A 26,399-nucleotide genomic window follows, 5' to 3' on the forward strand; every position below is an offset into this window, starting at 1 on the left:
TCACTCAATTCTTTCAATACTTGGCTAGTTACGTAATGGTCGTTTGGTTTCTAGCATATGTGTGATACGTTCATATGTCTTTTGATTGCCACTAAGTTTTAAGAAGTTTTTCTTTTCTAAGCCCAGTAGGTAGTCATGGTTAATGTAGGTATTGCGAGGTAGATCACTACCAGCTACGACATCAGCTACAGCCATACCAACTTCCATATCATAGTCACTAATGAAGTGACCTAGGCGCATAGCATCAAGATTGGATTCAACAATAGCTTTAAAATCACGACCTGGAGCTAGGTAAGTATATTTCTTGGCAGATTGATAACCATATTGTGAGTAGAATTTAGCTAGTTCTAAGGCAGCATAGACACGGATTTCCTCATTTTGAACAATGACATCTGTATCACGGAGGAAACCAGCATCCTTAGCCTGATAAGCATTCATAGAGACAAAGGCAGTGGACACTGCTTGAACCAATTTAGCCAGGCGAGCAAATCTGTTGGCTGGTGTTTCATCAACTTTCAGAATACGTTCTGTCAATTCTGCAAGTCCACCACCTGAAGGGATCAGTCCCACTCCAACTTCAACAAGTCCCATATAAGTTTCAGCAGCAGCAACCACATATGGAGAAGCAAGAAGTAATTCTGCACCGCCTCCAAGAGCACGACCCTGAGCTGCTGTTACAATTGGCTTTTTAGCATAACGAACACGTTTGATCGCATCATGTAAAAGATCTACTCCGGGAGCGATTGCTTCATTAATTTGACCAGCTTCAATGGCTTGACGCATTCCCATTAAGTTTGCACCCACGCAGAAGTTTGCACCATTGGAATAGAGAACCATGCTGGAATAGTCTCCTTTTTCAAGGACCTGCACAGCCTCAGCCAAATTTTGTGAGAAGCCAGGAGTTATAGAATTAGCTGGAGTTTGCATCTTCAACAACAACTGATTGCCATTGACTACTGAAAGATTGCTATCATCCTTATTCCAGATTTCTTTTTCAAGCTGGCTTTCAATAGGCTGTATATAATTGATGCTTTCTCCTGCCTTATAGAATGAATCTTTTTTAGCTTCGATCCATTCTGGCAATTGACCAAGTTCTGCTTTCATGCGTTCCTTGACTTGTTCAAATCCCATCAAATCCCATAATTGAAAAGGTCCCAATTTCCAGTTGTAGCCCCAAACCAGTGCTCGGTCAATATTTTTAAAGTCATTGGCCGCCTTAGGCACATTCAAGGCTGAATAATACATGACATTTCGTAGGGTTTCCCAGAGGAATATGCCTTCTTTTTCTTTGGAATTGAAGATAACCTGCAGATTCTTTTTCAAACTACGGCCAAGTTCTTTTTGAATGGGTAGCTTAACCTTTTCCAGTGGTTTATATTCCATTGTTTCTGGATCTATGACAAAACGCTTAGACCCTTCTTTTTTGTAAGAACCTTGTTTTGTTTTATTACCCAGATAACCAGCTTGAATCATTTTTTCAAGCATAGCTGGCACTGAAAAGAATGCCTTTTCTTCTGGATCTTGCATCATGCCTTTGGTAACATTATAGGCAATGTCTAATCCAACCATATCCCCCAACTTAAAGGTTCCCATTTTAGGACGGCCAATATACTGACCAGTCAAGGCATCAACTTCTTGGATAGAAAGTCCTGCTTTCTCAGCTCGGCGCATAATATCCATTGAAGAATAGGTTCCGATACGGTTGGCGATAAAGCCACTGACATCATTGGCTTCTACAATTCCTTTACCCAGTTTAGTCACTGAAAATTCACTGATCCGATCAATAGTCTCTTGTGAAGTTTGACTATTAGGAATTAATTCGACCAATTTCATAAAACGTGGTGGGTTAAAGAAATGCATACCAATAAAACGTTTGCGACTTTCTGGATCAAGAGCTTTAGCAATAACTTCAATAGGAATACCTGAAGTATTGGTCGCTAAGATAGCATCCTTTTTAGCAATTTTAGCCACTTCAGTCCATAAATGGTGTTTGATATCAACTTTTTCGGCCACTGCTTCAATAAAGAGATCAGAATCACTGTCTTTTGAAAAGGCATCGGTAAAGTTACTGTAGGTTAGGTTTGAAGCAAAGGAAGGGTCGTAGAGCATCCCTTTTTTAGGATGAGTGATCCGTTCATACGCTCCCTTAGATAATTTGTTTTTATCATTTTCATCAATAACAATATCTAATAATTCAACTTCTACACCTGCATTGACTAGCAAGGCAGCAATTTGGCTGCCCATAACGCCAGCACCTAAGATACTTGCTTTAGTAATTGTCATTCTTTTTCCTCCCTTTAATTGTGAAATTTATCATGGAATTTACGTAAGATACCTGTTTTTTCTGCTTCTTCTTTTAAGGCTTGTCGAAAATCAGGATGTGCAACTGCAATTAAGGCCAGAGCACGCTCTTCCATAGTCTTATTGTATAGGTCAGCAATACCATACTCAGTAACAATATACATAACATCAGCTCGTGGAACTGAGATAGGTGTTCCTAGTTCAAAGCCTGTCACGATATTGGAATAAACCTTTCCCTTTGTTTCATCAACACGGGTGGAAGCCACACAGATAAAGCTTTGTCCTCCCTTTGAAGCTCCTGCTCCACGAACAAAATCACTAGCTCCACCAACAGAACTGACAATCCGATGACCTGAACCTTCAGAGACAACCTGTCCAGTCAGATCAACCATCAAACAAGCATTGATGGAAACAAAATCATCATATTTTGCCACTTCAAAGGCCTGGTTTACGTTTGAAACCAAATCAACTTCAACCTGTTTATTATCACCTGTCCACTCATAGAGTTCATTGGAACCAAAGGCAAATCCTCCCTTGATCTTACCAGTAATAGCTCCAACTTCAGCCAGATACTTCATTGATTCTGTAATCATTTCTGTGTGAACACAAAGATCTTTCTTATCTTTGAGGCCATAAGAAACAGCTCCAGAAAGCCCTCCAAAGCCAATCTGAATGGTCGAACCATCCTTGATTTTGGGAACAATTAAGTTGGCTATTTCTTGGTCAACCCCTCTAGGTTTTGGTTCAGGTAGGGGCATCATTTCATATTCTTTTTCAATAATATAATCAATTTCTGAGATATGAATGCGCGTGTTTTTGCCATGAACTCTAGGTATCTTATCTGAGACTTGAACGATAACCTTGCTGGCATTTTCTGTGGATTCACGACCAAGTGATGTCCCCATGGGTCCAAAGTTAAAGTAGCCCTCTTCATCCATTGGTGAAACAGTTGTCACAAAAACATTAGGCTTAATAACATCTTTAATAGCTTTTCCTATATTAGAAAAGTTAACTGACATCATGGATTCATAACCAAGGGGATAAACTTTGCGATCTACAGGTCCCATGAAAAAGCCTGTAAAATGGATCTTCTCAGCTACCTTGGGATCCATAAGAAAAGCCAAGGGTGCTAAAGGAAAGGAGGAAATAACATTGACGTTTTCTAATTCTTCGTATCTCTTTGCTAAGAGTGTCAAAAATTCTAAGGGCATCTGGGCTGCGGGACTTACAATAATGCGATCATTAGATTGGATTAAGCTTACGGCTTCCTCCATTGCTACTAGTTTTTGGGTGTATTCTTGCTTGTCAGTCATTGGCTACTCCTATATTTTTTCTCCATAAAAGTAAAGTTGGAATCAGCTGACCCCAAACTTTACTTTTTTGTCCAAGTTCTTTTAAATAAAGGCTTGTTTACCAGTCAAAGCACGTCCAATTACTAATGCATTGATCTCATGAGTGCCCTCATAGGTGTAAATAGCTTCAGCATCACAGAAGAAACGAGCAATATCATGATCCACTGTTATACCATTACCACCACAGATACCACGACCCATAGCCACTGTTTCACGCAGGCGAAGAGCATTAAACATTTTAGCCATTGACGTTGCAATTTCGCTGTACTGTCCAGATTCTTGCATACGGGCTAATTGTGTTGAATAGGCTAAGCCAGACATGGTATTTGCTTGCATCATTGCTAGCTTTTCTTGAATTAATTGATAATTTGAAATTTCCTTGCCGAATTGTTTACGACCAGTAACATATTTTAGGGTAGCTTGCAAAGCACCACTCATCCCCCCAGCGGCCATAGCTGCAACACCTGCACGAGTTGAGTAAAGAATCTTGGCTACATCTTTGAAACCATTAATCCTTTGAAGACGTCTTGATTCAGGAACCTTAACATCTTTTAGATGGAGGTTGGCATTTGGAACGATACGTAAAGCAATCTTATTTTCAATAACATCCGCTGTGAAACCTTCTTGTCCTTTTTCAACAATGAAGCATTTAACTTGGTCAGTATCAACATCACGGGCAAAGACAGGAATCACATCAGCTACAGCTCCGCCACCAATCCAACGTTTTTCACCATTGATAATCCAGTTTTCACCATCAAATTTAGCCGATGTTGCTAGCCCACCTGCAACATCGGAACCATGTTCAGGCTCAGTTAGAGCAAAACAAGTCATTAATTCATGCGATTGTAATTTTGGAACATAGTATTTGACCTGTTCTTCACTACCACCAAAGAGGAAGGTATTATGTCCTAGACCAATATGAACTCCAATAAAGGTATTCATTGAAATATCAAAACGTGATAACTCATAACACATAAAGGCGAAGTACATTTCACTAAGACGTTTAGCTCCTGGACGTCCTTCAAAAAGTAAAGGATCATTTAAGTAGTTCATTCTACCCATGTCTTTGAAAAAACCATCTGGAACTTGAGCATTCATCCAACAGTCGTTGACTACTGAACGGTATTTTGTTTCAAGTAATTCACGAATTTGTGAAAGCTTTTTAACTTCACCTTCAGTTAATTCTTGTGAGAAGCCCATAATATCTTCTGGATAAAGTTCTTTAAGCATTTCTTCTTTTGTGGACATAATCTGTCTCCTTTTCTTTGTTTAGAAATTGACTCTGCTTATTTATTAAGCGCTTACAATTAGATTATAGTTCACCACTTTATAATTTACAAATTAAGCTTTTTTATAAGAAGTATTAATCAGTCTAATAGCTCCCTTAATAGCTTTGAAACTTAAAACTATATTTATTAAGAGTGCTTTCCCTATAAAATAAGGGTTTAGAACCTCACTTTTTCAGTCAGAACAGCATCATTTAACATTTTTTTCAACTGCATTTTATCTATTTTACCAATGGCATTCCTTGGAAAGTCATCTAGGACAATATAAGCCTTTGGCACCTTATAACCTGCTAAATGTTCAAGGCAATAACGGTTTAAATGGATGGCATAATCTTCAAAATCAGCTTCCAATAGTAAGATGGCACCAACAGACTCACCAAATTCAGGATTATCATAGCCCAAGACAACAGATTCTTTGATAAGAGGATGGTTATTTAAGACAGACTCCACCTCAGAAGGCAAGACATTCTCACCACCAGTAATAATTAATTCTTTTTTCCTATTAACAATATAGTAAAAGCCGTCCTCATCCTGCCTTGCCAGATCCCCCGTGCAAAAATACTTACCGTGGAAGGCTTTTTCTGTTTCTGCAGAATTTTCCCAGTAGCCCTGACAAACTTGTTGACCGGAAAGCAGTAACTCTCCAACCTCTCCTTGCTTGACATCTTGAAATTCTGAATCAACAATCCTTGCTCCAACAAACATGATGGGCTTCCCAATACTTTTAGGGTGAGCGGCTACCTCTTCTGGCAGGATTCTAAAATTGTTGGGACCCACCTCAGTCAGACCATAAGAATTGATAATGGTATGGCCATACTGGGAAAATACTTCTTGTACATAATCAGAAGCCGGTGCTCCTCCAGAAATCATTGTTTGGACAGAGGAGAAAGCTTTGGCATTGAAACTTTCATGAGTCACAAGTGTATAATACATGGTTGGTACCATAAAAAGATGGGTCACCTGATAGTCTTCAATTAACTGGATGGCCTCACGAGGATTAAAGTATCTCTCAATAACAACACTGGCTCCATGCAATATAAAAGGAATGGCCAGACCACAAAAAGCCGCTATGTGAAACATGGGAGCACTAACCAGGGTAGAATCCGTATCCTTAAAGTTCCAACTAGCAATACCATTCAAAGCATTCTGGATCATGCCATTATGGGAAATCATAACTCCCTTTGGCATACCTGTTGATCCACTGGTGTACATGATAAAAGCTGGGCTATACTTATCAACCTTAATATGGGGAATAGCAGAGCTGACTTCTCTTTCACAAATAAGATCATATTCTCTTGAATCAACATCAATCATTTGACTCTCTGTAAAAATATTTTCCAAGCGATCCTTATGATGGCTAGCATAAAAAACTAGCTTAGGACTGCAATCTTCAATAATTTTTTTAATCTCAATTGGCTTAAGGCGCCAGTTTAAAGGCACAAGACTTGCGCCAATCTTTGTACAAGCAAATAATAAATCATAATATGAGATATCATTTGGTGAAAAAAGGGCCACCCTATCACCCTTACTGATTCCATACCTTAAAAGGTAGGAGGCCAAATTAATCGCCCTTTTTTCTAACTGGCTGTAAGTCCAGCTTCTCTCTTTTAAAGGATCATAAACTGCTACCTTGTTTGAACTATATCTAGCTCTTGTTTTTAAGAAATCGACATCCATTTTCGCTCTCCTATTTTAAACTTGTAAGCACTTACATAAAGTGTAGCACTCTCCTTTGTGAAAAGCTAACAAAGTGTTTTATAAACTAAATGCGGAGCACTAAAAAAGAGAAAAGTCTAGCAACTTTTCTCTTTGTTTTAGTGATATCATGATCCAACAGCTAGCTTCTTTTCCCTTTCATAAAGCTTTGAGAATGATAGAAATAATGCTTGACCAGCTCGGCTGTCAGAGCATACAGAAAGACCAAAAGCAGGAAAAGAGCCAACTGCTCTAAAGGAACAGGCTGCAAACCAATCAGATGTCCCACAGGTGTATAGATGATAAACAAAACGACCAGAAGAATTATCCCCACTGCCATTGCCAGAGCCTTGCTGGGCCTACTTTGAAAGATGGAGCGATTGCTTCTCACAATCAGCATGACAATGGTAGCTGAGAAAATAGATTCTAAAAACCAACCTGATTGAAAAGCAAGTTCATTGCTATGAAAAATCGCTAATAAAACATAGAAGGTTAGATAATCAAAAATAGTGGATACTAGTCCAAAAACAATCATAAAACGTTGAATAAACTGCATGTTCCAGGTCATTGGCTGTAGGATCCATTCTTTTTCCACACTATCAGTTGACATCTGCAAGGCAGGAAAATCAGTCAACAAATTCATGCTTAAAATTTGTTGAGGTAAGAGGGGCAAAAAAGGTAGAAATAAGGATGCGCCAGCCATGGAAAACATATTGCCAAAATTAGCTGACGTTGCTATAAAAATATATTTCAAAGTATTGGCAAAAATACGACGCCCCTCTAAAACCCCATCTATCAGTACTCTCAAGTCTTGTTCTAAAAGTACAATTGAGGCTGCATCCTTGGCTGTATCAGCTGCAGTATTAACAGAGATACCAACATCAGCGGCTTTAATAGAAGGGGCGTCATTGATACCATCACCCATGTAGCCCACAACCTCTCCAGATGATTTAAAGGCTCTGATAATTTTTTCCTTTTGATTGGGACTGACTTCTGCAAAAACGTCAACATCACTAATGCGCTGCACTAATTGGCTTGGTGAGTAGCTATCAATCTCTTGTCCCAGGAGGATTTCCTTAGTTTTTAAGTCAATTTCATTGGCAATATTACTAGCAATCAGGTGATTATCACCTGTAATCATTTTTAAGGCAATTCCTAATTTTTTCAGCTCTGCTATGTTGTCTGCCAAATCTGCCTTTATGGGATCCTTCAAGCTAATAAAACCAGAAAATGTCGAAGCTTCTGCTGTCAATTCTTTGGATGATTCTAATCTTTTAGCGGCCACAGCAAGGACTCTTTAGCCCTTCTGACTAAGCTCTTCAAAGACACTATCTATATTTTCTCGTACAGATTCAATGGGAAGTAAACTTCCATCAGCTAGTCTAATATCCTGACATAAGGCCAGAACCTCTCTAAAGGCTCCTTTTGTAATAAGTTCCTTGATTGAAGCAGATTCAACCTGTCTTTGAACAAGTACAGAGAGGTATTTATTTTGAAAAGAATAAGGAATTTCCCCCAGAGAAATAGCATGATCACTCTCAATAGTTGAGCTTTTCAGGATGGCTAAGTCAATAGGGTTCTTATAACCTTTTTGCAGCTTGGCATTAAGATAGGCTAGTCTTTCCACTGTAGAATCTACTTGCCCTTGGTAGTTCAAGTATTGACCTACCTTTACTTCTCCTTCTGTCAAGGTTCCTGTCTTATCAGAACAAAGAACGGTCATGGAGCCAAAATTCTCAACAGCTGGCAACTTTTTAACAATAACCTTTTTCTCAGCCATTCTCTTTGCTCCCTTTGACAGGTTCATAGAGATAATTGCCGGTAACATTTGAGGTGTTAGCCCAACAGCCAGAGCCAAAGCAAACATAAATGAGTCAAAGACAGGTTTATGTAGAAGGATATTGAGAAGAAAAATAAATCCAATCATTAAGGAGGTGATCCTCACCAAAAGAAAACCAAACTTTTGAATTCCAAGATCAAAGTCTGAGGACTTGCTCCTTTTATTGAGAGCCCTTGTGATTTTCCCAAACTCTGTGTCTTTAGCAAGATTAAGAACCAGGGCCAAGCCTTGACCTGACACAACATGTGTCCCCATCCAAAGTGCGTTTTTCCTAGCAGCCAAGGGCGTTGTGGCAGCAGCTTTGCCAGGAACCTTCTCCACAGGAAAGGTTTCCCCAGTTAGAGTAGATTCATCTAGAAAAAGCTGATTGCCTTCAATAAGAGCACAGTCTGATGGAATCAGATCCCCTGCTGATAACGTGATAATATCTCCCACAGTTAGTCTTTTTGTATCGACTTTTTGAACTTTGCCATCACGACGTACCTCAACAGAGACACTGACTAATTTCAGAAGCTCCTCCACTGAACGATCCGCCGTATATTCTTGACGAAAACTTAAAAAAGCTGATAGGAGAATAATAAGGATAATGATGGCTGACTCGGTGGTATCCCCTACAAAAAAAGAGACCAGAGCAGCAAAGATAAGAATAATGGTCACAGGATTTTTCAATTGTCTCATAAAGAGTAAAAAAGGCGACAGAGACTTATCTTTATGCAAACTATTGTCTCCATGTTCATTAAAACGTCTTTCAGCTTCAGCTGTAGATAAGCCATCCTTTTGACTTTTCGTTTTTTCCAGTAGTTCTTCAGGATTATATTGCCAAAATTCTTTCATAATAAGCCTCACCACAGTCAATCTTTTTTTCATTATAAATCTTAAAGGGACTAATAGCAACGAAAAAAAGCAAAGAAAAGAAGACTTGCGCACGTCTTATCCTGCTTGCTAGGACAGACATTGACGCAGATACTCTGAGCCTGACATTAAAAAAATAAGCTATGTTTTCACTGAAAGCTTCAAAAGCTTTTAAGAGACGCTCTATGACCACCATTACTAAGTAATAAGAGGAAATGAGCTAAAAGTAGCAATGCTTTTCTTTAGTGTAACCGCTTACTTAGTGCTATAATGAAGGGGTAAAAATTTAAGGTAAAACCAATGTTATGGTAGCTTAATTATAGGAGGAATCTATTATGAACTATGATCCAAGAGAAAAAAATGGTCTAGGTGAAAACCTAAGTTCTCAAAACAAAAATGTTGGAAATGATCCTGGCATGTCAACTGCTGCCGGCAGACCTGTCTATGATAATAATGATACCATGACAGCTGGTAAACGTGGGCCAGCCATGTTACAGGATGTCTGGTTGCAAGAAAAACTAGCCCAATTTAATCGTGAAATCATCCCTGAACGACGTATGCATGCCAAGGGCTCTGGTGCTTTTGGTACCTTCACTGTCACCAATGATATTAGCCAGTATTCCAAGGCAAAAATCTTCTCAAAACTTGGTAAAAAAACTGAAATGTTTGCCCGCTTCTCCACAGTAGCTGGTGAACGCGGTGCCGCTGATACAGAGCGTGATATTCGCGGCTTTGCCCTTAAATTCTATACTGAAGAAGGCAACTGGGACATGGTTGGTAACAATACACCCGTCTTTTTCTTCAGAGATGGTAAACACTTTATTGACCTTAACCATGCTGTGAAACGTGATCCAAGAACCAATATGCGTTCTGCCAATACCAACTGGGACTTTTGGACTTCATTACCAGAAGCTCTGCACCAAGTCACCATTGTCATGTCTGACCGAGGTATTCCTTCATCTTTTCGTTATATGCATGGCTTTTCTTCACATGCCTATTCTTTAATTAATGCTCAAAATAAACGTGTCTGGGTTAAATTCTTCTTCAGATCCCAACAAGGAATTCAAAACTATACTGATCAAGAAGCTGAAATGGTAGTTGCTAAAGACCGTGAAGCTTCGCAACGCGATTTGTATGAAGCAATTGAAAAAGGAATGTATCCAAAATGGAAGATGTATATTCAAGTGATGACTGAGGATGAAGCTAAACAATTGCCTTATAATCCTTTTGATCTGACAAAAGTCTGGTACAAAGAAGATTTCCCACTGATTGAAGTAGGAGAATTTGAATTAAACAGAAATCCAGAAAATTACTTTGCTGATGTTGAACAAGCAGCCTTCTCACCAGCAAATATTGTCCCTGGTATTGGTTTTTCCCCAGACAAAATGTTGCAGGCACGTCTAATGGCCTATCCAGATGCTCATCGTTATCGTTTAGGAGTTAATCACCATCAAATTCCAGTCAACTATCCAAGAGGTGTTGAACACTACCATCCCTTCCATCGTGACGGACAAGTTCGCGTAGATGGCAACCTAGGCTCTGAGCTTCACTATGCCCCAAATTCCTATGGCAACTGGAAAGATCACCCAGAAATGAAGGAGCCTATGCAAGAAGGAGGACAGATCTTTGCCTATGATTTCCGTGAAGATGATCACGACTACTTCACCCAACCTGGCAAACTCTTTAATGCCATGACTGATGAACAAAAACTGGTTCTCTTTGAAAACACGGCACGTAATATGGCCGACTCAACTCTTCAAATCAAGTATCGCCATATAAACCACTGCTATCAAGCTGATCCTGAATATGGTAAAGGGGTTGCTAAAGCATTGGGACTTAAGCTTGATGATATTGATTTGACCCCAATGGAACACAAGACAAGAGAAGAAAATGACCGTGACAACGCACGAAATGCTGACTTACAAGAGCCAACCATGCCAGCAGATCCAGAATCAGCACGAGACCTTCCAGCAGAAGGCCGTGACACTAATGCAGCTGATCCAAAATCACTAAGCTCATGGGAAGACGACCCTTATCTTCTGTAAAAAAGTAAGTACCATCATAGTAAAAAGAGGCTTTAACAAGCCTCTTTTAAAATTTACATAAGTTCTAATAGGTAAGCAGTTTTTTCTCTTTATTTTTCCAAACATATAGCACTATGCAAGAAATAGTCATTAGGACTGCAGATAAGATGGTACCTTCTAGTCCAAAGGCAGTATTATATGCAAAGCTGGCATGAGTATTGTTAGCATTTAACTGGAAAATAGAATAGGGGAAACTTTCTCCGCTATTTGGCAGACCTAAGAGTATGCTCTGTGTAAAATTCCAGCTTGTATGAATCGCCATTGCCATCCATAAGCTATCAAAATAATAAACCACAAGGGAAAAGAAAATTCCTGTCATAAGCAAATCATAGAAAGCTAAAAAACTAATACCATCATTTGCCAAGTGAATAACTGCAAAAAACAAAGAATTAAGTAGGACAGCCCAAATAGGCTTTTCATTGGCATGTAAGAGTCTTTGATAGATAAATCCTCTACACAAGACTTCTTCTGCTGAAGATTGAACAAATACAGCAATAAATAAACCTAATACAGGAAGGAAATCAAAGGACAGAAATTTTAATTGAATATCACCATGAAGCCCTGCTATTAAGGCACATAGACCATTTAGTAAAAAGCCTAGAAGAAAACCAAAAAGTAAAAAGGAAAGAGTATTGCCTTTACTGTTCATCATGATGGTATCTTTCATATAACGATTTTTTTCAAAACAAAAAATCGCAATCAAAACAGAAACCCAGGTTGGTAAAAATTCCATATATGCCATCAATGTAAATAAGTAGGATTGACTTTCATGAACTTCTGGTATCACAAACATAGCCAGTAAATCCCCACCAAACATCACCAGAGACCCTGCTATTATTATCCAAATAATATTATCACGCCATTGTTTTTTCACTGCTGTGATTTTTTCTTCCATTAAGAAACTCCTTATCTTTTTGATCATATAACAATTTTAAAGTTTAGTTCCAATTACTAGAATATCTCAGATTATTAGCCACAGAAGACCTCAAGTGGCCTTTAAACAAAGCTTCGAAAGTGACATTAGGGCTTTAACTGATGGAAACTTATCATTTTGAGAATAAAAGAGCCAGGCTATTGTTGGTAAAATGTAATAAAATGACCAATCCAAACGATCAGTTTTTAAGTACAACCAGCCAAATATAAGGCCTGAATAACCATATAAAATCAGCTCAATGATATTTGAAGGACTGTGTATTAGGGCAAATCCAAGAGACGTGACAAAAAGGCCTAACCAATAGTGATTTCGAAATACTCCTTTTAATAAAAATCCTCTAAAAATCGGTTCCTCTAGTAGGGCTGGGATGACAGCATTAGTGATTAAACTTAAGCACAAAGGATAGTTGTTAACTGCTTTTTCTACTAAGGCCTAGTTTACCGTCGTACCCTTATTGAAATGTTTTAAAATAGGATCTATAAAGGTAATCCATAAATAAGAATGAACCACTAAATGGATCTGATTAAATGTCACTGCTTCTTTATGAAACAGTTTAAGTTTTCACTTGTAGATTAAGTAAAAGCCAATAATGGGAAACAGTATTCCAACTGTCATAGCAAAATAATATTTCTTAAAATACATGTCTATGGCTGCTGTTCCAGGTATGATAAGAAGAGCTAATAAAACAGATTGAACAAATAAAAGGCTGGATTTTTTATCACTGATAGGTTCGATACTATTATAATCTAAACTGAGAACGTCTTTAAAATCTTTCCAAAACTTCTTCCTTCATACTATATCCTTCTTCACTCTGAAAGATAAACCTGTCCTTTCTTACTTGGAAAAACCTCATTTTTAATATATTATTCTTTAATGATAAGTTGTAAACAAAAAAATTATACTATTATAATAATACGAAATCAAGTTATTTCAAAAAAAGTTTGATATTTAGCCTTTCAAAAAGCTATATTCTTTCTTGCTTAATTTCTTTTTCCACTGATGGTTCACTGGTTCTTAAACACATTTAATAGCATTTATTGCCAAACTTATATACCTAACCATGACTAATATCAATAAAAAATAGAGCCTGAGAATCTTTTTCTCAGACCGGACTTTCTTTTAGCTTTTCATATGTTTATGACAATTTTTTCTTTGAAAATAAGTAAGATTCTATCTTTATAGATCTACTTGACACTGTTTTGCACCTACTGTTTTCTGTGAGCATTCCCCAAAACAGATATTTTCAGGCTATCAATGGTTTTTCCTACTTATAATCAAAACTAATGACTTGGTCTGTTACATCTACTTTGGCATCAACTCCAAATGGAATAATAGATCTAGGTGTCGCATGGCCAACATTTAGGTTATAAACGATAGATAAACTCTTATTTGAAATTTCTTCTAATAAAATCTTCTTATATTCATCATAGTAGGTTTCATTCTGAGGTTTTCCTACTAAAAGCCCCGATATGACATCAAATATTCCAAATTTCTTTAATGCCCTGATCATTTTTCTATATTCTTCTGGGCCTGGCTTTTCTTCGCTAGTTTCAAGCAGTAGAATCTTATGCCTCCAATTATCGAGCTTTGGAAATAGCTGATATTTCTGGCATAGAGAGACGGTGTCTTCAAATCTAGAATTATCAAAAATGTCATAAATGGACTCTAAGCAACCTCCTAATATTTGTCCTTCAAAAACAGGATTTCCTCTAATTAATTCAAAACCAAGATTGGGGTAACTCTTCATAGTAAGACCAACAGCTTTATCACTAAAGTCTTCTCTTTCTTGATACCAAACAGAGCTGGGACGCACTTCTTTTATTCTTCCTGTTTGAATTAATTCTTCAAAATAAGTCTTTGTATAGGGTAATATTTCATTAGAAAGCTCACAGATATCTGGCAAGAATGCTTGACCGTAAAAAGTTTTTATTCCTACTTTATGTAACATCAAGTGATTCATTGTTGTATCAGAAAAACCTAGAAAAATCTTCTGTTTGACAGCATTTTTTAAGGCATTATTCTCAAACAAATAAGGTAATAACCTATAGGTATCTTCACCACCAATGGCACATAAGATCATATCAATAGAATCATCTTTGAAGGCAGCTAGCAAATCTTCGGCTCTACTTTCAGGATGAGCCTTTATATAATCAAGTCCCTTCAGTGCATTAGGCAAAAACTCCACTTCAATATCATATTCTTTTAACCTATCAATACCAATAGTGAGTTCATGTTTAATAACATCTTCACCCATAATTCCACTTGATAAGCTGACTATCCCTATTTTATGAATTGTCATAATCCACTTCCTTTTCTATCGCTTTAAATCTTCATAAGTTTAAACTATTAAATTTTTATTCCTACGCCCACTGGGACAGTAATATTTTGGTATACGTTTCTAGCTCTCTTAACATTCTTTCGCAATGCCCATCATCTTCCCAGATCCTAATATACATATTGGGATGCATGCTTCCATCGCATCTTCTGATACAAGCATCGGATGTATAAAAAGCATTATGTTTTCTTTCTATATACCCAAATCATACATGCTCATTTAATTTTTCTCCATAAATCAAATATATACTTCTAACACATATCCAAAAAACCATGGGTTGCTTTTTCTTCTATATCGTCTATTTCATCATAGCCATCATATGGTGCTTTTGGATCATGGACTTTAGGTTTTCGCCTTAATGCATTGCAAATTTCATCTGTATGAGCAAAAGTAAAGTCTATGTCATCCGTCCAACCAGTATGTCCTGTAATAATTTTTAATTTGAGGTTCCTCTTCCTAAGTATTTCTTCTAGCTTTTTGAGTGAGCTAATTTGCAACTTTTTATCTTCTGCAAGAATATTTAAAAATGCATAGCCATCGTCTGCTCCAAACTAAATCGTGTCCCCTGTAAATAAATAAGTATCATCAATCAGATATACGCGGTGTCCCCAAGTATGCCCTGGTACAAGAAATGCTTCTATCTTAATATTCCCAATATAAAAGACTTGACCATCATCAATTAAGACTTTTTCATTGCTGATATATACTTGGGGTAATTTATGTAATCCCCAAAAAACTTTACGCCGTTTGCGACCTTCTAAATACTCATTTTCGATTCTTCCAATATATATTTTTGATTCACTAAATAATCCATCACTACCTTTTTCAATAGCTCCGACATGATCTGTATCTTGGTGCGTAATCAAAATTTCTTTTATATCTATTAATTCAATTCATCTTTTCCGCAAGTCTATCATAATTATATCCAGCATCAATCATAATAGTATGACCGTCCTTTGTATAAAAGTAAATATTAGCAATATACTCTCTAATACAGCTTACTCTTTCATCAATAAAACCTGTATTTAAAAGCTTAAATATTTCCTTCCCTCGAAACAAGAAAGACATAACTTTTTTCTTGATTTTTAGATTCTTTTTTTGACATAAAACTTCACTTTCTCTTTCTCACTTACCTTATTTTCTTATAGGAATCAAGCGATTCACATTTTTGCAGTACTTTTCATTTTCATCTCCATGAATACCTTTAAGCCAATTCTTCTCAGTATTACTATGAACAAAACTTAATCTAAGCCACTTAATTGGGATAACAAGTAACAGTCAAAAATTGTGCCTTAAAAGGACTATCCCTATTAAAAATATCAACCATCCACTCACTATACATTGGATTTCTTGTAAGTTACATCTGTTGTCGTAAGTTTATTTTTTTAATACATTTACTTATATCAGTTTTAACGTCTTATTCTTTATTTAATTCCTTATAAATCATTTGAAGAGTACCTGCAACTGTTGCCTTATTTAGATGGGGTTCTCCAAAATGACGGATACTACCTTTCATTTTTGAAGCAAGAACTGCCTTAAAATCATCCAAGTTTGTTAAACCAAGTTCTTTCGCTTTTTCCAAAAAAGAGTAACCGTAGATTTTTTCATACTCCTCAAGTCCCTGGACAATCCAGAAAGTATCATAAAATGTTACTTTATAAGCCTTCAACCAGTCCCACATAATTTCTGGATCAGTAACATTGGGATTTTCAAGATGACATCTTTTACAAAGTAAAACTAAATTAGACGGAGAATCCTCACCGCCACTTGCATGGGGGATAATGTGGCAACGCTGAAGTTTAGTCTTATGAGCACACCGCCAACATCTTTCAGAAGCTTCTGACCAGTCCACACTTAGGTTTGATTCATCAATCCTAAGTGACCAATAATCAACTATATCTTGAGCACTTGTTTTATTTGTTCGTTTTTTCATTACATTCTCTCACTTCAGAAGGATCATAAGACTCATAGTAAACAGCTTTATATTTGCTCATAGTCAAAGTAGCTTGAAGGGTGGCCATTTCTACAAAAAATTCTAAATCATGTATGGGCGCCTTCTGGACGAAATCAGGACTAAAAAATATTTCTGGTTGTAACTTCTTCATAGCATGGTGCCAATAGTAGCTTTTCTCTCTAATTTTTAACCCTGCAACAAGTAAAATTTGACTCAATACTCTAGCTGATGCAAAAGAATAACAGTTCGAATAATGAGCCATAATATCTTCGGCAAAAGAAGCCAACCAAATTGCTGCAGATATTTCAGGATTATCTTTAAATTCATCTAATAATTCTAAAGTATGTAGAGTTCCTTTATTTAAACTTTCTGCATTTAGCAAAAATGCTGTTGGTTTTTCTGTTATAAACTGAATTCTTCTCTCATAACTAGAAATTTCAATCCAATCGTAACCTTTGATGCAAAATTCTGAAGACGTAAATGGAAACTCTATTTTTTTCACCTTGATATTAAAATCTCTTCCAAGATGAAAAGTAGCCGTTTTCCATAACTGATAGACCTCTTCCCAAGACAGATTATCTTGATTCATTTTATACCTCCCTGCATTTAGCTTATTTATCTTTAGATGATCTAATGATAAGTTTAGTATATCACTTTATTAAAAATATTTATTTCTATTTTTAAACTATTTATTTTACTGTAAAATTACTAAAAAATTATGTTCAAAACCTGAATAAATTAGTATATGCTTTCATTGAACGCAATTTCATTTGCTTCCTTCTACCTCTATATAATTAACTAAAAAATCATCTTAATAAATCATAAAGAGCCGATAGTGGAAGTTTTAGACTTCTACTATCGGCTCTGCTATTTTCGCACGAGCCTTTCTGCCACATATTGGACATAAAATCCAACTTTTCTCTAATCAGTTTAAATCAGCTCATTTTAAAAAAGCATGCTAGCAGTTTATAACTCATTAATGGTTTCTGTAATCACTATATTTGACATTCTTTTAGCGACTTACCTACCAACTGAAAAGCAAGTCGCACACTATTTATGCTTTCTTTTCAAGTAAACTCACACATTCTATATGGTGCGTTTGCGGAAATAGATCCACCGGCTGTACTTTTTTAAGTTCATAGCCTAATTCTTGATAGAGTTTGATGTCACGCGCCATGGTTGCTGGATTGCATGAGACGTAGGTGATTTTTTCTGGAGACATGGCCACACTAGCTTTGATAAAGCTTTCTGTTAGGCCTTTTCTTGGTGGATCAACTATGATAACACTTGGTTTAATCCCTTCTTTAGACCATTTTTCCATAGCTGCTTCTGCTGTATCGCTCACAAACTGTGCGTTAGTAATACCATTACGCTCAGCATTCTTTCGTGCGTCTGCCACAGCTTGTTCAATAATCTCAACGCCATATACTTTCTTAACATTCTTGGCAAAGGACAAAGCAATTGTACCAATACCAGAATAAGCATCAATAACGATATCATCTTTGCCTAGTTCAGAGAAATCAATGGCTGTCTGATACAATTTCTCTGCCATTTCTGTATTCACTTGATAAAAAGATTGGGCAGAAATTTCATAAGAATTGCCAAGCATTGTATCTGTAATGCTATCTTTACCATATAGGGTTCGGAATTCTTTTCCAAAAATGGCATTGCCAGGTTGATCATTAATATTTTGAATAATAGAAAGGACTGCTGGAAAGGCTTCTGTGATTTTAGCAATTATCTGATCCACACGGAAGACCTTTGGCCGTGTTGTGACAAAAATCAGCATCATTTCCCCAGAAGATTTACCACGGCGAACAACAAGATTTTTGATCAAACCTGTTTTTTCTTTTTCATCATAAGGACTAACTTCAAAACGTGCCAACAAATCACGGGTAAAACTAATCAGACGATCCATTTCCTTATCCTGAATAAGGTAGTCAGAGATAGGTAACAAATCATGAGAGTTCCTTCTGAAAAAACCAGTCTCTACTTTGCCATTGACACGGCGCACTGGAATTTGTGCCTTATTACGATAGGCATAAGGATATTCCATCCCCAAGGTTGGCCTTACCTCAACATCAGAAATCCCAGCTATTTTATAGAGATTGTCTTTGACTTGCTTGGCCTTAAATTTTAATTGTTCTGCATAGGCTAGGTGCCCAAGATCAGCAATACCAGTCCGCAAATAAGCTGTGTCTAAGTCATCATTACGGTGTTGTGACTTACTTAACCACTCTTCCACTTTACCAAAGCCAATCTTTTTGTTAACCTTTAGCACGCGCATCCTAATCTTTTCATCTGGCAGAGCATTCTCAACAAAGAAGACAAATCCATCGTGTTTAACAACACCAGCCCCATCATAACTTAAATCACTAATAGTTACTTCAACAATATCATTTTTTCTTAACATAATACTTCCTTTTCTGTTGACCACCATTGCCCTATAAAAAAAGAGTAACCAAAGTCACTCTTCATTATAACATATTTTAACGCAGCCCCATTTTTTTAAGAGATTTCTGGTATTTATCAAAATCAATATGCAAGGCTTGTCCCCCATAGCGATCATACTCATCAACCCAGTCTCCATTTTCAGGAATGGTAACATGATCTACTCCCTTGCCGCCAGTGAGGATGGAAAAACCATTTTGGGCTATAAAAGGAAAAGAAACATTGGTTGAGGTTAGGGCGTAAACCTTACCAATAGCCGCCGAACCCGTGAATAATTTGCTTGGATTTTTAATTTGCGACATGATTTCAGCCATAACCTGCTGCTGTCTAACTGTCCGACCATAATCACCATCATCATCTTTACGGAAGCGTGCATAATTTAGCAAGGTTCTTCCATTCATCTGTTGCTCACCAACTTTAATGGTCTGGTTTGGAACTACTCCATCTTTCATGCGTAAATCATCAGGAACTTCAACAGAATCGACTGCTTGACCACTTATGGTCGCAAATTTCGCATCAATCTTTACACCATTTGGAAAAAGAGAATCAATGGCTGAGGCAAAGGTTTCAAAATCGACCATCATATAATATTTGATATCAATATCAAAATTGTGTTTTAGGGTCTTACGAACAAGCTCTGCTCCTTGCCCATTTTCTTGTTCACCTAAATTAAAGGAACTATTGAGCTTCAGATCGTAATTATAATTATCATAGCTGTAACCAGGTATATTAACGAGGGTATCTCTCATAAAGCTAACCATTTTAATTTTTTTATCTTTATTGCCAACATTTACAACCATGATGGTATCAGTCCGAGCATCTGTCGCATTTTGTGTTACACGTTTATCAGATCCCAATACGAGGATATTAGTCCCGTCTGTAGTGTCTGTTCCATTAAATTTTTCTTTAACTGCAGGTTGGTAATTTTTATTATTACCTGAAGCATCAAACATCCCCTTGACAAACATAAAGACAATTCCCATAAATACAAGAAGAAGTAAGAATCCAAGGAACTTCAATACTTTTTTTACACTTCTTTTACGCTTCTTCCTAGGTTTTTTTTCAGGTAAAGTTGGGCTATCTTCTTCAAAGATTTCTGAACTATTATTGACAAAGGCAGTTTGTTCAGGTTCAATTCTACGCTTCTTCCTCTTTGATCTCCTTGATAAAGGTTGACTACTAGGATAGAGCGGCAAGTCCCCATAGCTTTCTTGATAGTCGTTGTCTTGCGGATACTCTTCCACAAAATGATTGTCAAAATTTTGTCCACTATAACTTTGATGGTAAGGATCAGAAGTTCGCTGATCTTTTCTGGGCTTTGGATCTGCTTCCATTTTTGACTTTAAATAACGGTATTCCATTTTTTCATTGTCACTAAGGTAAGCAAGATTCCTCAATAAGTAAAAATATCTTAATTCTTCGTGGTGGTTTAATCCACTATTTTTGTCTTTTGCCATATCATATCCAACTTTAAATTGTCCAATTTCGAGATTTCTGATTTAAATTCAACATTTCCATTATAACCTATAATAGACCTCTTGTCTTCCAATAGTTTGAGATTTTACCAAAAAAGCCCTAAATTTTAAAACAAATGACTTATTCCAGCATTTTTATATCCTACATGTTTGGGACAGGGTTTAGATGCTATTAATAATTCTCACGATTTCTTCTGGCGTCCTGTTGTCAACATTAATAATTAAATCAGATAAGCCCTCATACAAGGTCATACGTCTTTCAAATATCCCATGAAAATCTTCCTTTGAATTATTAAGAAAAAGGGGTCTTTGAAAAACCTTATCATTTTTTATCCTTTCATATAATACTTCAAAAGAAGCTGATAAAAGAATATTATTTTTCCTATTTTTTCGTAATAGAGCCCGATTGGTTTCACTAATAACAACGCCACCACCAGTAGAGATGATGGTATCTCCACCTTTTGCCATCAATTCCTCTAAAAGAGAAGATTCGATTTCTCGAAAGGCAGCTTCTCCCTGATGGACAAAAAAGTCGGCTATGGACATGCCTATTCTTTCTTCAATGATGATATCCATATCTAAAAATTTATCATCCAGGTAAGAACCAATGGTTGTTTTTCCTGCTCCCATAAATCCTAAAAGCACTTTAGTCATAATATACTCTTTCTAAATCTTTAAAAAATTCCGGGTAACTTGTTTGAATAGCTTCAGCTCCCTCTAAGTTTACGTGGTCATCTTTGACTAATAAGGCTGCTATGGCAGTCATCATGCCAATACGATGATCTAATTGGCAATCTATAGAAGCAGCCTTTAGCTCACTGCCACCGTCAATAATCATACCGTCTTCTTTTGCTTGAATGTGAACACCCATTGCACGCAAAATACGGGTCACCGTTTTTATGCGATCTGTTTCCTTCAATCTTAGTTCTTTTGCATCACTGATAACTGTCCGACCCTTGGCTTGGCTGGCCAATAAGGCAATTATTGGCAATTCATCAATCAATCTGGGAATAATCTCCCCACTGATGTTAATGCCATGCAAGTTAGAATAAGATACCCTTAAGGTAGCCGATTTATTAACTTCGTCGACCTTGGAATAAGTGATTTGCCCCCCCATTTCCCTGACCACATCCAAAATGCCTGTCCTTGTTTGATTGATACCAACATTTTCTAAAACAAGTTCTGAATTAGGAATGATCAGAGCAGCAACAATCCAAAAGGCTGCACTGGAAATATCACCTGGAATAAGTAGCTTTTGACCTGACAATCTTTGAGGTCCAAGCAGACGAATTTCTTTGCCTACCTGACTAATCTGTCCGCCAAATTGCTTGATCATGTCCTCGGTGTGGTTTCTAGTAATTTCCTTTTCAAAGATCGTCGTTTCACCCTTTGTTTGCAAGGCAGCAAGTAAGATTGCGGACTTTACTTGGGCTGAAGCAACAGGCAAGTGATAGCTGATCGGCTTCAAGCATTTATTACCTTGGATCTGTAAGGCTGGCAAGCACCTGTCCCCCTGACCTTCAATCTTTGCCCCCATTAAGTTCAAGGGGATAGCAATACGATCCATGGGCCGTCTTGATAAACTTGGATCTCCAATCATTCTTAGACTCATATCTTGAGCTGATAAGACCCCTGCAATCAATCGCATTGAAGTTCCAGAATTGCCCATATCTAAAATAGCTTCTTTGGGTTCTTTAAATTTTGGTCCCTTCCCATAAATCAAGATTTTACCATCTGATTTTTTGATATCAACACCTAAAGATCTAAAGGCATTGATGGTAGCTTTCACATCTTGACTTTCCAGTAGACCTTGGACTTCTGTCCGACCTTCAGCTAAAGATCCAAAAATAATAGCTCGGTGACTTATAGACTTATCACCTGGAATTCTTATCTTCCCTTTCAAAGCCTTGGCATCAGTTAAAAGTTGCATCCTTACTCCTTTTTCAATCTGTTTTATTCTACCATAAACTCATTTTAACTTCTAGCTCATTAAAAAAACTTCATCTCAGAGAGATAAAGTCATTTTTTATCATTAGTCTGTTTTCCAAAGGTTTTTTGAATGATGGAAGCCACATCGCCTCGGCGTCCTTCAAGCTTTCCTTGGTCAATTTCCTGATAGGTCGCATTAAAAACAGCTCCTAAAATCAAAATTCTAGCCAGGAAAATAAACCATAACATGATAATGAAGATCATGATAGATCCAAAGGCCTTAATATCGACCATTTTTTCCACATTATGAACAACATAATTTGCAATCATATTACTCAAGAATGTCATCACAAAGGCTGTAAAGAATGAGCCAGGTAGAATATACCTCAACTTATGAATCTTAACATTTGGCAAGATAAAATACAGCATCATAATCCCTAAGAATATAATCAGCGCGGTCGCTGGTTGAATTAAAAGGAGAAAGACAGATGTAATATTATCACTTAAATGATAGTGATGATCCAAGAGCTGTATAGCTGCTTTTGAAAAGGTTGAAAAGATCAGAACAAAGGTCAGTAAGAATAAAATGAAGACACTAATTAGTAAGCCCACAACATGCCCCACCAGAAAATCTCTGTGTTGTGAGGCACCGTAAGCTTTATTAATAGCCTTTTGCAAGGAAGTCAAGGATTTTGACATTGTCCAAAGCCCCGCTATAGAAGCAACTCCCAAGATGCCACCAGCAGGCTTAGAAAAGATATTGCTAACAACTCTGGAGGCTGGCTGATAAATATCCTTAGGTAAATTTTGTCTCATTAGACTTAGTAAGTCTGTAATATCAATATTTAAATAAGGAAAAATATTTGCAGCAATAATAATCAGTGGAAAGACTGTTAAAATCAGATAATAAGCAACTGCAATGGAGGATAAATCCATCTCAGCACTTGTAAAATGTTTCATAAAAGCTTGAACAGGTTCATACTGCCATTTAGCAATGATCCTTTTTATAAAACTTTTCTTTTCCATAGTTAATAGGTTCTCTCTTCTCCCTGGCTAGTTAAAATAACTGGGCCATCTTTTGTAATCACGAACTGATGTTCATACTGGCAAGATAGACCACCATCCAGGGTCTTATGTGCCCATCCTGTTTTCATATCAGTATCAATTTCCCAGGTACCAGTATTGATCATTGGTTCAATGGTCAAAACCATCCCCTCTTTTAGTCTTAAGCCTCGTCCAGCCTTACCATAGTTTGGTACCATTGGTTCTTCATGCATGGTTGGACCAACACCATGGCCAACTAAATCCCTAACAACCCCATAACCACGGCTCTCAGCATATTCTTGAATAGCAGCACCAATATCTCCGATACGGTTACCTACTTGTGCTTGTTCAATGCCTAAGTACATAGCCTCCTTGGTAACAGCCATCAGATTTTTCACTTCCTCAGAAGGCTGACCTACAGCATAGGCCCAGCATGAATCAGCCAAGCCACCAGAATAAGATTCTGTTAATTTTTTAAGTTCTTGGGTATTATTAAAATCTAACTTTGAGACATCGACGATCTTCTTATCCAAAGGTTCACTTAAGACCATATCAACCTTTAGTAAGTCACCGTCTTGAAGCATATAGTGTCTTGGAAAGGCATGGGCTACTTCATCATTAAGGGCACAACAGGTTGCATAGGGATAATCCATCAATTGACCATCTACACCAATTTGTAGAGGAAGGACATTTTCTTCCTTACAACGTTTGCGCACATACTCTTCAACCTCCCACATATCAACACCAGGCTGGATAATCTGACGTAAGCCTATATGAATACTGGCAAGAAAATCACCTGCTCTATCCATTGCTTCAATTTCACGTTCAGATTTCAATGTTATCATTAATTTATTCTCCTTAATATTCTAAGTAATTTTGCTTGTTATAATTGCCTTAGCGATAATTTGCTCTTCAACATAGATCTCAAAATCAAGTGTTCCACTTCTTCTATTTTCAATAATAACCTTGGGAACTATGCGTAGTAAATCATCAATTTGTGCAGCGTGTAAAAAGTATATCATCATTTGTTCAATTATGATATTCTTTTGATATTTTCTTGAGAATACTTTGAAACTAATTTCTTTTAGAACTTCTGAGATGACACCGTGTGCCAGATTACCTGTATTGTCAATCATACTTGGTTCCACTAGCAGATGGAAAAGATGATTGGTTTCTTCAAGATCCGAAAGAATTTGTTCACTATAAGTATTTCGACTGATATTCTGGTTACTTTGAAGGTTTTCCATTACTAATCTTCTGGTGATGACACCAATTAACTTTTGCTCTTCATCAAGCACAGGAAGCATATTTAAATCTTCAAAGATCATTTTTTGACTGATATTGGCCAAACTAGTATTAGGATTAGCTATAATAGGATTTTTAGTCATAACCTGATGTAATGGTAGCCTAAGGTTTTTATCCACAACATCTCTCATACTAACAACACCAACGATAGCTTGGTTCTTATCTAGTACAGGGAATCTTACCTGCTTTGTCTTTTTAATCAGGAGGTTAAAGTCACTTATGCTACTGTTTTCATACAAAAAACCATAGTCCTCAGTAGGGATCATAATCTGTTTAACTGTTTTTAAATCCGTTTTGATTCTAAAATTTAGCAGAGCATGGTTAATCAGAGTTGCCACAGTAAAGGTATCATAGTGGGTTACCATAACTGGAATACCCAATCTATTTGCTGTGAAAATAACCTTGTTAGAAATTGGAAAGCCACCTGTTACTAAAATAGCATTATGATTTTCCAAGGCTAAAAGTTGAATTTCTTCACGGTCTCCGACTATCAACAAGCCACCTTTAACCAAGTAGCGTCTGATATTTTTTTCTGTCATAGCACCGATAGAAAACTTACTAAACTCATGTCCCAGTCCAGCTGCTCCAGCTACGACGGTTGAATCTGATATTCTAGAAATTTCTGTGTAGGTCAGTTTATCAATTCTTACTTTAGATTTTTTTTCAACTCTAACAGTTCCGCTGCGCGGTTTTGTCTCTACAATACCACGGTTTTCAGCTTCTTTTATGGCTCTATAAGCAGTTCCATCACTTACTCCTAAATGGTTAGAGATGCTCCGTACACTGACTCTTTTGCCAATTGCTAGATTTTCTAAATAATCTAAAATTTCCTGATGTTTACTCATGATTCTTACCTACTTTTAGTTGATAGAGTAAATAGTCTCGCATCTTATGACTATACCTATCACTCCCTTTAAACTGTTTTTTGAGCTGAAAGCCAGCCTTTTTAGCGACTCTTTGGCTAGCCTTATTTTCCAAGTGTGTTATAATATTTAATTCTTTTAAATCAAACTCAGTAAAAGCTAAAAAAACAATATTCTTCACAACTTCTGTCATTAATCCCTTATTTCTAAACTCATACTTTAGAAAATAAGCAATTTCAGCACTAAATTGGGATAGTTGGATCTTCTCAAAACGGATCACTCCAATCATCTTGCCAATTTTCTTATCACAAATGGCCCAGCTGCCAAGAGGATTTTTTAAAAAGGCATGGACAAAGAGATAATCACTTTCCTCTTTACTGGGAGTCCTTGGAAAAATAAATTCCAAGTGGTCTTTATCTGCAGAAATATGATAAAAATCAGCAGCGTCTCCATAATTCAGTGGCCGAAGTGTGTAATCTTCAAGTTCATAAAAAGAATAACGTGCTAATTGGGTCCAAAAATCCATTATCTCCCCTTTAATTGCCTAGTTCGACAATATTATAACAAATTATTATACCTTTTACTATAACAGTTTATGTTTTTATGAGATCTGTATTAATTCAGACCAGTCTAAAGAAGCTTAAAAAGAGATTAGAATTACCTTCCTAATCTCTTTCATAGTGTAGATAAAGTTATTGT

The 26,399-nt window shown here is 36.9% G+C and carries 22 protein-coding genes and 1 pseudogene; 1 reads left to right on the forward strand and 22 read right to left on the reverse strand.

Going from position 1 to position 26,399, the window contains the following annotated elements; translation table 11 throughout:
- Positions 1–24: 24 nt before the first annotated feature.
- The 6 genes from fadB to HBN42_RS09965 all read right to left on the reverse strand — a co-directional run bounded on the left by fadB (position 25) and on the right by HBN42_RS09965 (position 9,308).
- Positions 25–2,283: a 3-hydroxyacyl-CoA dehydrogenase/crotonase FadB gene (gene fadB / locus HBN42_RS02710; RefSeq protein WP_165993477.1), complete on the reverse strand. Its 2,259-nt coding sequence runs from the start codon at positions 2,281–2,283 to the stop codon at positions 25–27.
- A gap of 14 nt (positions 2,284–2,297) precedes the next feature.
- Complete coding sequence (locus HBN42_RS02715; RefSeq protein ID WP_165993479.1) at positions 2,298–3,614, reverse strand: acetyl-CoA hydrolase/transferase family protein; 1,317 nt, start codon at positions 3,612–3,614, stop codon at positions 2,298–2,300.
- 81 nt (positions 3,615–3,695) lie between these two features.
- Positions 3,696–4,901, reverse strand: coding sequence for an acyl-CoA dehydrogenase FadE (fadE, locus tag HBN42_RS02720; protein ID WP_165993481.1), 1,206 nt, complete (start codon positions 4,899–4,901; stop codon positions 3,696–3,698).
- 197 nt (positions 4,902–5,098) lie between these two features.
- On the reverse strand, positions 5,099–6,616 hold the full coding sequence (fadD, locus tag HBN42_RS02725; RefSeq protein WP_165993483.1) for a long-chain-fatty-acid--CoA ligase FadD: 1,518 nt from the start codon (positions 6,614–6,616) through the stop codon (positions 5,099–5,101).
- Positions 6,617–6,776: 160 nt separating this feature from the next.
- Complete coding sequence (locus tag HBN42_RS09960; protein WP_207927372.1) at positions 6,777–7,919, reverse strand: HAD-IC family P-type ATPase; 1,143 nt, start codon at positions 7,917–7,919, stop codon at positions 6,777–6,779.
- Positions 7,920–7,931: 12 nt separating this feature from the next.
- Positions 7,932–9,308 carry a cation-translocating P-type ATPase gene (locus tag HBN42_RS09965; protein WP_207927371.1) on the reverse strand — a complete coding sequence of 459 codons (1,377 nt, stop codon included), beginning with the start codon at positions 9,306–9,308 and terminating at the stop codon, positions 7,932–7,934.
- A 353-nt stretch (positions 9,309–9,661) separates the two neighbouring features.
- On the opposite strand from HBN42_RS09965, the gene HBN42_RS02735 reads away from it, so the two are divergent.
- Positions 9,662–11,371: a catalase gene (locus HBN42_RS02735; RefSeq protein ID WP_165993485.1), complete on the forward strand. Its 1,710-nt coding sequence runs from the start codon at positions 9,662–9,664 to the stop codon at positions 11,369–11,371.
- Positions 11,372–11,435: 64 nt separating this feature from the next.
- Here HBN42_RS02735 and HBN42_RS02740 read toward each other — a convergent pair whose 3' ends face one another.
- The 16 genes and pseudogenes from HBN42_RS02740 to HBN42_RS02810 all read right to left on the reverse strand — a co-directional run bounded on the left by HBN42_RS02740 (position 11,436) and on the right by HBN42_RS02810 (position 26,226).
- The gene (locus HBN42_RS02740) at positions 11,436–12,305 is read right to left on the reverse strand and encodes a CPBP family intramembrane glutamic endopeptidase (protein ID WP_165993487.1); all 870 of its coding nucleotides are present in this window, start codon (positions 12,303–12,305) and stop codon (positions 11,436–11,438) included.
- Between the two features lie 90 nt (positions 12,306–12,395).
- Positions 12,396–12,743 (reverse strand): CPBP family intramembrane glutamic endopeptidase, encoded by a 348-nt coding sequence (locus HBN42_RS10280; RefSeq protein WP_165993489.1) that lies wholly within the window; start codon positions 12,741–12,743, stop codon positions 12,396–12,398.
- A gap of 865 nt (positions 12,744–13,608) precedes the next feature.
- Entirely contained in the window at positions 13,609–14,643 is a 1,035-nt protein-coding gene (locus tag HBN42_RS02750; RefSeq protein WP_165993491.1) for a S66 family peptidase, read from the reverse strand.
- A 287-nt stretch (positions 14,644–14,930) separates the two neighbouring features.
- On the reverse strand, positions 14,931–15,176 hold the full coding sequence (locus HBN42_RS09970) for a hypothetical protein (RefSeq protein WP_207927370.1): 246 nt from the start codon (positions 15,174–15,176) through the stop codon (positions 14,931–14,933).
- 54 nt (positions 15,177–15,230) lie between these two features.
- Positions 15,231–15,572 carry an MBL fold metallo-hydrolase gene (locus HBN42_RS09975; RefSeq protein ID WP_328804319.1) on the reverse strand — a complete coding sequence of 114 codons (342 nt, stop codon included), beginning with the start codon at positions 15,570–15,572 and terminating at the stop codon, positions 15,231–15,233.
- Positions 15,573–16,096: 524 nt separating this feature from the next.
- Entirely contained in the window at positions 16,097–16,612 is a 516-nt protein-coding gene (locus tag HBN42_RS02760; RefSeq protein ID WP_165993493.1) for an HNH endonuclease, read from the reverse strand.
- Positions 16,593–17,222: a hypothetical protein gene (locus HBN42_RS02765; protein WP_165993495.1), complete on the reverse strand. Its 630-nt coding sequence runs from the start codon at positions 17,220–17,222 to the stop codon at positions 16,593–16,595. The genes HBN42_RS02760 and HBN42_RS02765 overlap by 20 nt, the downstream gene beginning before the upstream one ends.
- 255 nt (positions 17,223–17,477) lie before the next feature.
- Positions 17,478–17,549, reverse strand: a pseudogene (locus HBN42_RS10285) (cysteine-rich KTR domain-containing protein); the annotation flags it as partial.
- 138 nt (positions 17,550–17,687) lie between these two features.
- A complete protein-coding gene (gene rlmD, locus HBN42_RS02775) occupies positions 17,688–19,046 on the reverse strand; it encodes a 23S rRNA (uracil(1939)-C(5))-methyltransferase RlmD (protein ID WP_165993496.1) in 1,359 nt (452 codons plus the stop codon).
- A 76-nt stretch (positions 19,047–19,122) separates the two neighbouring features.
- Positions 19,123–20,541 carry an LCP family protein gene (locus tag HBN42_RS02780; RefSeq protein WP_165993499.1) on the reverse strand — a complete coding sequence of 473 codons (1,419 nt, stop codon included), beginning with the start codon at positions 20,539–20,541 and terminating at the stop codon, positions 19,123–19,125.
- Between the two features lie 180 nt (positions 20,542–20,721).
- Positions 20,722–21,213 carry a shikimate kinase gene (locus HBN42_RS02785; RefSeq protein ID WP_165993501.1) on the reverse strand — a complete coding sequence of 164 codons (492 nt, stop codon included), beginning with the start codon at positions 21,211–21,213 and terminating at the stop codon, positions 20,722–20,724.
- The gene (gene aroA, locus HBN42_RS02790; RefSeq protein WP_165993502.1) at positions 21,206–22,489 is read right to left on the reverse strand and encodes a 3-phosphoshikimate 1-carboxyvinyltransferase; all 1,284 of its coding nucleotides are present in this window, start codon (positions 22,487–22,489) and stop codon (positions 21,206–21,208) included. Before aroA ends, HBN42_RS02785 begins: the two co-directional genes overlap by 8 nt.
- An 89-nt stretch (positions 22,490–22,578) precedes the next feature.
- Positions 22,579–23,514: a YihY/virulence factor BrkB family protein gene (locus tag HBN42_RS02795; protein ID WP_165993504.1), complete on the reverse strand. Its 936-nt coding sequence runs from the start codon at positions 23,512–23,514 to the stop codon at positions 22,579–22,581.
- Positions 23,515–23,516: 2 nt separating this feature from the next.
- Positions 23,517–24,377 (reverse strand): methionyl aminopeptidase, encoded by an 861-nt coding sequence (locus tag HBN42_RS02800; protein WP_165993506.1) that lies wholly within the window; start codon positions 24,375–24,377, stop codon positions 23,517–23,519.
- A gap of 21 nt (positions 24,378–24,398) precedes the next feature.
- Complete coding sequence (spxR, locus tag HBN42_RS02805; RefSeq protein WP_165993508.1) at positions 24,399–25,682, reverse strand: CBS-HotDog domain-containing transcription factor SpxR; 1,284 nt, start codon at positions 25,680–25,682, stop codon at positions 24,399–24,401.
- Entirely contained in the window at positions 25,675–26,226 is a 552-nt protein-coding gene (locus HBN42_RS02810) for a GNAT family N-acetyltransferase (protein ID WP_165993510.1), read from the reverse strand. The genes spxR and HBN42_RS02810 overlap by 8 nt, the downstream gene beginning before the upstream one ends.
- Positions 26,227–26,399 lie beyond the last annotated feature (173 nt).

It is taken from the genome of Streptococcus catagoni (assembly GCF_011421425.1).
Taxonomy (GTDB): Bacteria; Bacillota; Bacilli; order Lactobacillales; family Streptococcaceae; genus Streptococcus; species Streptococcus catagoni.

Excerpts from the sequence above, each read along its gene's own strand:
- rlmD (WP_165993496.1), bottom strand. The coding sequence starts at position 19,046 with ATGTTAAGAAAAAATGATATTGTTGAAGTAACTATTAGTGATTTAAGT.
- HBN42_RS02760 (WP_165993493.1), bottom strand. The coding sequence starts at position 16,612 with ATGAAAAAACGAACAAATAAAACAAGTGCTCAAGATATAGTTGATTAT.
- spxR (WP_165993508.1), bottom strand. The coding sequence starts at position 25,682 with ATGAGTAAACATCAGGAAATTTTAGATTATTTAGAAAATCTAGCAATT.
- HBN42_RS02795 (WP_165993504.1), bottom strand. The coding sequence starts at position 23,514 with ATGGAAAAGAAAAGTTTTATAAAAAGGATCATTGCTAAATGGCAGTAT.
- HBN42_RS02735 (WP_165993485.1), top strand. The coding sequence starts at position 9,662 with ATGAACTATGATCCAAGAGAAAAAAATGGTCTAGGTGAAAACCTAAGT.
- HBN42_RS09965 (WP_207927371.1), bottom strand. The coding sequence starts at position 9,308 with ATGAAAGAATTTTGGCAATATAATCCTGAAGAACTACTGGAAAAAACG.
- HBN42_RS02780 (WP_165993499.1), bottom strand. The coding sequence starts at position 20,541 with ATGGCAAAAGACAAAAATAGTGGATTAAACCACCACGAAGAATTAAGA.
- HBN42_RS02800 (WP_165993506.1), bottom strand. The coding sequence starts at position 24,377 with ATGATAACATTGAAATCTGAACGTGAAATTGAAGCAATGGATAGAGCA.
- fadB (WP_165993477.1), bottom strand. The coding sequence starts at position 2,283 with ATGACAATTACTAAAGCAAGTATCTTAGGTGCTGGCGTTATGGGCAGC.
- HBN42_RS02785 (WP_165993501.1), bottom strand. The coding sequence starts at position 21,213 with ATGACTAAAGTGCTTTTAGGATTTATGGGAGCAGGAAAAACAACCATT.
- HBN42_RS02740 (WP_165993487.1), bottom strand. The coding sequence starts at position 12,305 with ATGGAAGAAAAAATCACAGCAGTGAAAAAACAATGGCGTGATAATATT.
- aroA (WP_165993502.1), bottom strand. The coding sequence starts at position 22,489 with ATGCAACTTTTAACTGATGCCAAGGCTTTGAAAGGGAAGATAAGAATT.
- fadE (WP_165993481.1), bottom strand. The coding sequence starts at position 4,901 with ATGTCCACAAAAGAAGAAATGCTTAAAGAACTTTATCCAGAAGATATT.
- HBN42_RS02750 (WP_165993491.1), bottom strand. The coding sequence starts at position 14,643 with ATGACAATTCATAAAATAGGGATAGTCAGCTTATCAAGTGGAATTATG.
- HBN42_RS02765 (WP_165993495.1), bottom strand. The coding sequence starts at position 17,222 with ATGAATCAAGATAATCTGTCTTGGGAAGAGGTCTATCAGTTATGGAAA.
- HBN42_RS02810 (WP_165993510.1), bottom strand. The coding sequence starts at position 26,226 with ATGGATTTTTGGACCCAATTAGCACGTTATTCTTTTTATGAACTTGAA.
- HBN42_RS02715 (WP_165993479.1), bottom strand. The coding sequence starts at position 3,614 with ATGACTGACAAGCAAGAATACACCCAAAAACTAGTAGCAATGGAGGAA.
- fadD (WP_165993483.1), bottom strand. The coding sequence starts at position 6,616 with ATGGATGTCGATTTCTTAAAAACAAGAGCTAGATATAGTTCAAACAAG.